At 52.9% G+C, this 8,343-nt stretch carries 4 protein-coding genes; 2 read left to right on the top strand and 2 right to left on the bottom strand.

The features are described from left to right. Positions 1-5,038, top strand: a 5,038-nt coding sequence (locus Q3A88_RS10240; protein WP_317177848.1) for an Ig-like domain-containing protein, incomplete at its 5' end; no start/stop codon positions are given. A 59-nt stretch (positions 5,039-5,097) separates the two neighbouring features. Continuing rightward, positions 5,098-5,442 carry a hypothetical protein gene (locus Q3A88_RS10235; protein WP_014916239.1) on the top strand — a complete coding sequence of 115 codons (345 nt, stop codon included), beginning with the start codon at positions 5,098-5,100 and terminating at the stop codon, positions 5,440-5,442. A gap of 182 nt (positions 5,443-5,624) precedes the next feature. On the opposite strand, the gene lapD is transcribed toward Q3A88_RS10235, so the two are convergent. Together lapD and lapG are read right to left on the bottom strand one after the other, a co-directional pair. After that, positions 5,625-7,577, bottom strand: coding sequence for a cyclic di-GMP receptor LapD (gene lapD, locus Q3A88_RS10230; protein WP_317177847.1), 1,953 nt, complete (start codon positions 7,575-7,577; stop codon positions 5,625-5,627). Between the two features lie 9 nt (positions 7,578-7,586). Beyond that, complete coding sequence (gene lapG / locus Q3A88_RS10225) at positions 7,587-8,276, bottom strand: cysteine protease LapG (protein ID WP_317177846.1); 690 nt, start codon at positions 8,274-8,276, stop codon at positions 7,587-7,589. Positions 8,277-8,343 lie beyond the last annotated feature (67 nt).

Below are 8,343 nucleotides of genomic sequence, written 5' to 3'. Positions count from 1 at the left end.
CAATGCTTCCGAGTCCGGCCAGACCATTGCGGTGACGGGTAAAGTTGATAACGACGTCAAAGCGGGTGATGTGGTTACCGTTAAAGTCGGTCCCGAAACCTACCAGACCACGGTCAATACCGATGGCAAGACCTGGAGCGTCAATGTTCCGGGATCCGTGCTGGCTGCGAACGGTGATGTGAGTGCGACCGTCACCACCCGCGATACCGCAGGCAATGTCACGACTGCTAATACCAGTCACACTTACGGCGTCGATACCGTTGCGCCAGTGGCGTCGATCTCTATTGATAACGTCACGTCCGATAACGTGATTAACGCGACCGAGTCCGGTCAGACGATTGCGGTGACGGGTAAAGTCGGTAATGAAGTGAAAGCCGGTGATGCAGTTACGGTTAAAGTCGGTACCGAAACCTACCAGACGACGGTCAATACCGATGGCAAGACCTGGAGCGTGAATGTTCCGGGAGCGGTACTGGCAGCCAATGGCGATATCTCCGCTAGCGTGACCACGCGCGATCCCGCAGGCAACGTCACCACCGCGAATACCAGTCACACATATGGTGTCGATACCGTCGCGCCGGTGGCTTCAATTTCTATTGATAATGTCACGTCCGATAATGTGATTAACGCCAGCGAATCGGGTCAGACGATTGCGGTCACCGGTCAGGTCGGCAATGAAGTCAAAGCGGGTGATGCGGTTACTGTTAAAGTCGGCACCGAGACCTACCAGACGACCGTCAATGCTGATGGTAAGACCTGGAGCGTGAATGTCCCGGGATCCGTGCTGGCCGCTAACGGTGATGTCTCTGCTTCGGTCACCACACGCGATACCGCCGGCAATGTCACCACCGCCAATACCAGCCACACTTACGGCGTGGACACCGTTGCACCAGTCGCGTCTATTTCTATCGATAACGTCACGTCCGATAACGTGATTAACGCCAGCGAATCCGGTCAGACGATTGCGGTGACGGGTAAAGTCGATAACGATGTAAAAGCGGGCGATGCGGTTACGGTTAAAGTCGGCACCGAGACCTATCAGACCACCGTCAATGCGGATGGTAAAACCTGGAACGTGAACGTTCCAGGTTCTGTACTTGCTGCTAACGGTGATATCTCAGCGTCGGTCACCACACGCGATACCGCAGGCAATGTCACGACAGCGAACACGAATCACACTTATGGTGTGGATACGGTAGCACCAGTAGCGTCTATTTCTATCGATAACGTTACGTCCGATAACGTGATTAACTCTGCCGAATCGGGCCAGACGATTGCGGTGACCGGTCAGGTTGGCAATGAAGTCAAAGCGGGCGACGCCGTTATCGTAAAAGTCGGTACCGAAACGTACCAAACGACCGTCAATGCTGACGGCAAGACCTGGAGCGTCAATGTTCTGGGATCGGTGCTGGCAGCGAACGGTGATGTGAGTGCGACCGTCACCACCCGCGATACCGCGGGCAACGCTACCACAGCTAACACCAGTCATGCTTACGGTGTCGATACGGTTGCGCCAACCGCATCGATCTCTATTGATAATGTCACGTCCGATAACGTGATTAATGCGGCCGAGTCCGGCCAGACGATTGCGGTGACCGGCCAGGTGGGCAATGAAGTGAAAGCGGGCGACGCGGTTACCGTCAAAGTCGGCACCGAGACCTACCAGACGAACGTCAATGCGGACGGTAAAACCTGGAGCGTGAACGTTCCGGGAGCTGTTCTTGCTGTAAACAGCGATATCTCTGCGTCGGTCACCACCCGTGATACGGCAGGTAACGCCACCACTGCTAATACCAGTCATGCTTACGGTGTGGATACGGTGGCACCAACCGCATCGATTACCATCGATAACGTCACTGCCGATAACGTGATTAATGCCAGTGAATCCGGCCAAACCATTGCCGTCACCGGTCAGGTCGGTAACGAAGTCAAAGCGGGCGATGCGGTTACGGTTAAAGTCGGCACCGAGACCTACCAGACGATGGTGAATACCGATGGTAAAACCTGGAACGTGAACGTTCCAGGTTCTGTACTTGCTGCTAACGGTGATATCTCAGCGTCGGTCACCACACGCGATACCGCAGGCAATGTCACGACAGCGAACACGAATCACACTTATGGTGTGGATACGGTAGCACCAGTAGCGTCTATTTCTATCGATAACGTTACGTCCGATAACGTGATTAACTCTGCCGAATCGGGCCAGACGATTGCGGTGACCGGTCAGGTTGGCAATGAAGTCAAAGCGGGCGACGCCGTTATCGTAAAAGTCGGTACCGAAACGTACCAAACGACCGTCAATGCTGACGGCAAGACCTGGAGCGTCAATGTTCTGGGATCGGTGCTGGCAGCGAATGGCGATATCTCCGCCACCGTGACTACCCGTGATACGGCAGGCAATGTCACGATCGCGAACACCAGCCACACTTACGGCGTGGACACCGTTACACCAGTCGCTTCAATTTCTATCGATAACGTTACGTCCGATAACGTGATTAACGCTAATGAATCCAGACAAACGATCCCTGTTACCGGAAAAGTCGGCAATGAGGTTAGGGCGGGCGATAGCGTTACGGTTAAAGTCGGCACCGAAACCTACCAGACGACGGTGAATACTGATGGCAAAACCTGGAGCGTCAATGTTCCCGGGTCGGTACTGGCGGCTAACAGTGACATTAGCGCCAGCGTGACCACGCGTGATGCATCGGGGAATGCCACTACGGCGAATACTCATCATGCATACAGCGTGGATACGACCGCACCAGAAATTGATATTACGAATTTCGCGGGTAACGATGGCTACGTTAGCCAAAGTGAGTCGAAAAACACTCTGGTCAGCGGCACGAGCAACGAGAAGAAGGTCGATCTGGTCTTTACCGACGTGAATGGTAAGTCGGTTACGCTGCATGATGTGCCCGTGACGAACGGAAAATGGCAGACGAATGTCGATCTGAGTACGTTAGCGGAAGGCAAGATTACCGCAGGAGCGACGGCAACCGATGCGGCAGGTAATCAGGCGCATGATAACAGTCAGGCTATCATGGATATTACGCCGCCAGCCGCACACAACAACACGGTGTCTGGTACGGAAGACACGCCGCTGCACATTGGCTGGAGCGATCTAGGCGTATCGAGCGATACCACAAGCATCGTGATTTCGTCTCTGCCGCCTGCTGCCGCTGGCACGCTCTATTTTAATGATAACGGGAGTTGGAAAGCGGTCACGGTTGGGCAAACCTTTACCGCTGGCAACACCGATCTGCGCTTTACGCCAGTGGGTAATGTCTCTGGTGCGTCGCTGGGTGATATTGGTTATCGGCCTGTTGATGTCGCGGGTAACACCGGCGATAAAGCTGTGCTGCATATTGGCATAACACCGGTAGCCGATGCGCCAGTCGTGAGCCTGAACACCACCGCTGGTACCACAACGCCGACTTCTTCGGAAATCATCAAGGTGAATGGAGGAAGTGGGAAGTCCGGTGGGTTTGATGTGCAAGATGGGAAAATTGTTAAGATCGGCAGTGGCGTGCGCGTTTGGTTGACTGAGGGTGACACTGCGCCTACTGCTGCTAACCCTTCGGAACAAGTTAAGTATTACGGCAAAGATAACAACAATGGTAATCCTGGGGGATCGACAAGCTATGCTGACATTTTCGTAGTTCATTCAAAAAGTGGATGGTTTTATAGGCAGGCTGACTGGAGTGAAGCACAAAAACAGTATAACCAGCTTGATTCTGTCCACGGGAATAGTCAGTCACAGTCGAGTAACCCAGGTAAAGATTATATCTTTGTCCAAAAAGAAGAAGGCTTTACCTATAAGGCTGAAAACTCAACGAATAATAGAAATAATAACTTCAACACAATGGATGGTGTGAAAGTTACTTATTCTGATGGAAAGGGGCATTCAGGGTCTTTAATCAAGCAGGTCAGTAACCAGCTTGAAGGGGTGATCTACAGCGATGGTTCGACGTATACCGCCGGAAATAGTGCGACGGTGGACAAAGTACCTGGTCAGGTGGGAAAACAAACCTATGTTCTCGATGTTTCGGCAGCATTGACCGATCGTGACGGTAGTGAAACGTTGTCAGGGATTCGGTTGACAGGGATTCCAACGGGCACGGTGCTGACTGACCAGATTAATAACGTGAAGTATACCGTGGGTGCTGATGGTACCTACCTGATTCAAAATGCGCACAATGCCCAAACGCTGGCTGGGAAGATTACGCTTGAGGTGCCAGGCGATGCCGGTAAATTGAATGTTGTTGCACAGGCGACATCGACAGAAATGGGCAACCACGATACGGCAACGGGTTATTCGGCGGAAGGCGCTGAGCAATATGGATTGAGTGTCGGTGCGGCAGGTAACGATACGATATCCGGCACATATAATGATGATGTGCTGTTTGGCGATGTCGTGTCGTTCCCTAATATCGACGGTAACGGCATTGCGGCTTTACAGAACTACATCGGCAAGCAGTTAGGTATGCAAACAGGCGTACCCACTGCGAAAGAGATGCATGGTTATATTGCCACGCACAGCGCGGAGTTTGATTTGTCATCGGCGAAAGATGGCAATGACATACTCAATGGCGGCGACGGAGATGATATTCTCTTCGGCCAGGGGGGAAATGACACCCTCTATGGTGGGGCGGGGAATGACCTGCTTTACGGCGGCAGCGGAGACGACATCCTGATTGGCGGCGCGGGGGGCGATACGCTCATCGGCGGGGCGGGGGCGGATACCTTTAAGTGGCAGGCTGGCGATATCGGCAACGATGTGATCAAAGACTTCAATGCCAAAGAAGGTGACCGGATTGATTTAAGCGATCTGGTTGGCGAACTGGAGGAAGGCACCGATATCAGCCGCTATATTCGCATCACCGATAATCATGGTTCACCGACGATTGAAGTGAGCACCGCGGGGAACTTTACGGCGGATAAAGGCGGAACGGTTGCAGTGTCGATTACGTTGGAACACTATAACGGTGCATTGCCGTCGCTTGAAAGTCTGGTCAGCAAGCCAGAACCGTCTAGCTGACGAAAAGGGGGAGCCTGCCCGGCTCCTTTCTTTATCAAAAACTTAAAAGGTCTCCGAAAATGTTTTATATCCAGCGCGACAGTGATGGCCACCTGATGAAGGTAGAAAAGAGTCCTTTTCCTGAAATGAACGGTGAACTGTCCGATGATTCGCGTGAGGCGCAGGCCTGGTTCCGCAGTCATCAGGCTGCGATGTCCAGCCTCCAGCAACTGCGGCAAAGCGATCTGGAAATGGTGCGCGTGCTGGAGGATTTAATTCAGGTTTTGATTCAGAAAGGGGTGGTCAGCATTACCGATTTCCCTCAGGCGGCACAGCTGAAGTTGATTAACCGTGCGCAGGCGCGTGAAGCCCTGAATGGCGGGTTAAACAAGTTGATTGGCGACGATGAAGAGACGATGTTTTAAAAACGTACTGTTTTAAAGACTTGTGTTTTAAAGGCTTACTGTTTTAAAAACATAACGCTTTAAAAACATAATGCTTTGAAGAAGAAATCATCCCTTAACATCCCGTTCAGCCGTTTCAGGCTTCTCACTATCGTAGTGAGAAGCCTGAGTCGTTAAACGCCGTTAGCCAAAATAATGTGGTATCAGATTCTGACCGCTGGTACCGGTTCACCCAGCAGCCGTCCCATCGCGCCCTGTAATCCCATCTCCTGAAGCACTTTCAGCTCACCTGCGGTTTCAACACGTTCGGCGATAAGCGGCAGGGCGATACTGTTGGTGGCGCGATACAGCGCTTCGATAAACATTTGTTTATCGTCCTCCTGATCGATGTTGCGGATGTAGCTGCCATCGACTTTCAGGTAAGCCAGACCCCATTGCGACAGGTTGCCGATCATATTAAAGCGCCCGCCAAAATGCTGTAGCCCCAGCGCACAGCCATGTTCATTCAGCAGCTTGATTAAGGCTTCCAACTGGGCGCTGTCTGGCAATTGGTTCTCATCCAGCTCCAGAATCAGTCGTCTGGCGACGTCAGGCTGATGCTTCAACGGGGCAAGCAGATCGGCGAGCAGATGAAGATTCAGAACCGTGGTGCCTGACAGGCTCAGTGCCAGATTGCCGTCGTGCTGACGAAGATAGTCCAGCACTTCGCGAAGCATAGTCTGATCCAGACGGGTATCCCAGCCAAAGCGTTGGATCCACGGCAGGAAACGGCCTGCGGCGACACTGTTTCCTTGCTCATCCTGAATGCGCGCCAGTACCTTATGATGCAGCATTTGGCGGGGATCGTCACAGGCGACGACGGGTTGCAGGAAAAGCTGCAAGCGTTCCTGTTCCAAAATGGGATCGAGCAGGTTAAACCATCTATGGCGATCGGTTTCGACCTGTTCGGCACTGACGGACGGTATGTCGTGAGGCGCGGTGCTATCGGTATTGCTTTCGGCTCGCGTGAGCGCCTGATCGCCCTGAATAAACAGGGATTGCGCGGTGTCGCCGGGGCGGAAAGGCACCATACCGAATTGGGCGACAGGGGAGACGTCGGTTTCGCCTGTCAGATGCAACGTTTCGATGTTGCGCGTCAGTTCGCCAATCAGCGCATAGGCTTCTTTATCGACCAATCCTGGGCAGAACAGCGCAAATTCCCCGCCGCGGATACGTGCTAGAAGACTTTCCGCATGGGTATGCTGCTTTTGCGTGTTACGCAGAATATGCCCGACGGAGGCTAATAGCGTATCGGTGCGCTGGCCGCCCAGCCGCTGATTCATCCCTGCCAGATCCTGAACGCGAATCATAATAAGGAAGCCGGGGGCGGTTTCTTCGTCGGCCAGTTTGTCGTTGAACTGCATGTCAAACGCGCGACGGTTATTCAATCCGGTTTGAGGATCCTGATAGGCTTCCTGACGTAAGCGCTCGCTCCGTTCCGCTTCCTCTTCAAACAGCGTTTTGAGCTTGCTGACCATCAGGTTCATCGCTTGTGCAACACGGCGAAACTCGGGCGTATTGGGCAAATCCGGCTGGCTAAGGAATTCACGACGGGTAATGGCCAGCGACTGATCGACAATATAATCCAGCGGACGCAGTTGGCGGCGCAGGAACAGCGCGCCGAGGAGTACGCCTAGCGTGCCGCAGCCAAGCAGCCACAGGAAGGTGGCCGTGCTGCTGCGCCACAAACGGGTGACTGCGAACATCGGATGGCTGACGACTTCGACTTTTGCCGCCTGTTCCCAGCCGCGCATCACGATGGCTTCGCCCGCACCGGGTTGCAGGTTCACTAACTGAACAAACCAGCGCGGGACGTCAGGGATATCCGGCGAGGCAGTGCGTTCCAGCGTAACGTTGCTGGTTTTTAAATCCCGCACGCGGATACTGGAAAAGTAGCCGCTGTCGAAAATCGAGCTGACCATCAGCTCTACCATTGCCGCGTCATCGATATTCGGCGTCAGGGAAAGCCCAAGTGCGGTGGCGGCATCCTGCGCGTGAGAGTGAAGCTGGTTGTTGTACTGTTCACGCGAATTTTCCAGGCTGACGAAAAAGCTCCCGCTGAAAATAATTAGCACAAACAGGCAGATGGCTATCAGTAATTGTTTGTATAGAGACATAGCCTACCTTTACTCCTCAATTGAAAACCCTTCGGCACGCATTTTGGTTAATACATCCTGCCAGCGTGAAAGTCGTTTACTGTCACCTACGCGTTTATTGCTGCCTCTGGCTCCGGGCAGCCAGAGGCCTCCGCCATTAAAGGCATACACCGGAACTAAATCAGTGCGCTCTGTCGCGGGTTGGATCTTGTCGGTCAGATTATCCAGCACCAGCGGAATCGAGGTTGGCATGGGATAATAGGTAACCACCATATGCGCTTTATTCAGACGCAGGGCTTTAACATAGGTAATACGTAATTTGTCCGCCGGAACGCCTAAATGACGCAGCGTAAAATACTTGGCGAGCGCATAGTCTTCGCAGTCTCCGGCACCTTTACGCAGCGCTTCAATCGGCGTAGCCCAGTAATCTTCCTGATTCCAGACGACAATATCATCGCGAAACAGCATACGGTCATTGAAAAATTGGTTCACGCTACTGAGTAGAACCTTTTCCTCTTTGTTGAGGGAATTGGCCAAGAGCGTCTGCCATTCATCTATTCGGCGGCGAGCATCGGGCGTTGCCGGGCCATAAAGCTGCTCGGTTCGCTGATTAATGGTAATAAAATCCCAGTCCGCACGTAGGGAACCCGCCAGCAGAAACAGCAGACAGCTAATAAAGAAAAACGTGTAACTGGAGAGTCTGAACCCGGAGAATCGCACTGAGGTTTCTCTGTTTACCTTGCGAGATGAATGTGGAGGGTTAATTCGATGCAGAATAGCGTACTTT

It is taken from the genome of Pectobacterium sp. HCp5_1, assembly GCF_032905925.1.
GTDB lineage: Bacteria > Pseudomonadota > Gammaproteobacteria > Enterobacterales > Enterobacteriaceae > Pectobacterium > Pectobacterium brasiliense_A.
Note: the sequence above shows the minus strand (reverse complement) of the source record. Positions and strands in the feature narration are given on the sequence as shown.

Bases quoted from the DNA above. Each gene is read 5' to 3' on its own strand.
- lapD (WP_317177847.1), bottom strand. From the start codon at position 7,577: ATGTCTCTATACAAACAATTACTGATAGCCATCTGCCTGTTTGTGCTA.
- Q3A88_RS10235 (WP_014916239.1), top strand. From the start codon at position 5,098: ATGTTTTATATCCAGCGCGACAGTGATGGCCACCTGATGAAGGTAGAA.